We start from the raw sequence: 1,139 nt of genomic DNA, 5'->3' as shown, positions 1-1,139 counted from the left end.
AGTTGCCCGTGGCCTCCATGACCACATGGGTCTCAGAGCTTGCTGCAAAACGGCTGAGGTGCTGATGTAAAAGTCGGTAGCCCATCAGGTTTTGGTTGATCTCACAGGTACCGGATTGTTCGGTATTTTGGTCTTGCCAATGCACGGCAGCGGTCTGGGCGGCGATGTCCACCCCAACGAAAAGTGTGGTCATGTGTACAATCCTTATGTGCTCTTCTGGTATACTGTCAGCCAAGGGCAGGGCCGCCGCTAGCCTCATAAGATACGTCGTCTCAGCGACAAGATACGGTTCAGGGTCGGTCCTGTCCATCCAATGGTTGGGCAACATTCTTGGCGGCGTAGTCTGTGCTACAAGGCGCAAAACGGCATCACCAACCTGGATGACTGATATGGGTTGTAGTCTAGCATCTCAACCCATATCTAACATATGAGGCGCCAAGATACGGTGTTAAAAGTCAAGTAGCAAATCAGGCAGCCTGTATAGATCGCTGGTAGTTGGGATCAAAGTCACGATCTTTGGTGACACACGCCCAGGCGATATGCACGAGCTTACGAGCGACAGCAATGCGAGCGATCTGTTTGGTCTTACCCTGAGCCACTTTCTTATCAAAAAAAGCCTTGAGAGGTGGGTTGAACTGGATACAAGCTCCGGCGGCCATATAAAGTGTTTTACGCCATTTTGGATGTCCACCAGCGATGTGAGATCGTCGATTGAGACTGGTGCCAGAGCGTCGGTGATGCGGGACAACTCCGGCTAGTGCAGCAGCCTGTTGTGGGGTGTCACAGCGCGTGAAGGCATGGGTAATGACGAGTGTCCAGGCGGTGGTGAGGGATCCCATACCAGGGATGCTCAGAAGACGCTCAGCGGCTATATGCCACTCAGAGTGATCAGTGAGGAGATGCTCGATTTGTTTGAGGTAAGCCTGTGCCTGACGCTTGAGAGTGGCGATGTGGCGACGGATTTGCGTTAAGATGTCTTTGGGAACGTAGGGATCGTGTTGCAAAGCGTGAAGGCGGTTGCTCTCCTGGGTGGCCATTTTCAGCAGATCGTCACGTCGTTCCAGAGCATGGCGTAGCTTATAGTAGATAGCGGGTGGTGGTGTCCAGGGATCAGGTTGGAGAGTGCGGGCGTAGTCACT

The 1,139-nt window shown here is 53.1% G+C and carries 2 protein-coding genes; both read right to left on the bottom strand.

The genetic code is table 11. The features are described from left to right. A partial coding sequence (locus V6D20_08015; GenBank protein ID HEY9815730.1) for a hypothetical protein occupies positions 1–193 on the bottom strand: 193 nt, incomplete at its 3' end. 274 nt (positions 194–467) lie between these two features. Further along, positions 468–1,139, bottom strand: a 672-nt coding sequence (locus V6D20_08010; protein HEY9815729.1) for a transposase, incomplete at its 5' end; no start/stop codon positions are given.

It is taken from the genome of Candidatus Obscuribacterales bacterium, from assembly GCA_036703605.1.
Classification (GTDB): domain Bacteria; phylum Cyanobacteriota; class Cyanobacteriia; order RECH01; family RECH01; genus RECH01.
Note: the sequence above shows the minus strand (reverse complement) of the source record. Positions and strands in the feature narration are given on the sequence as shown.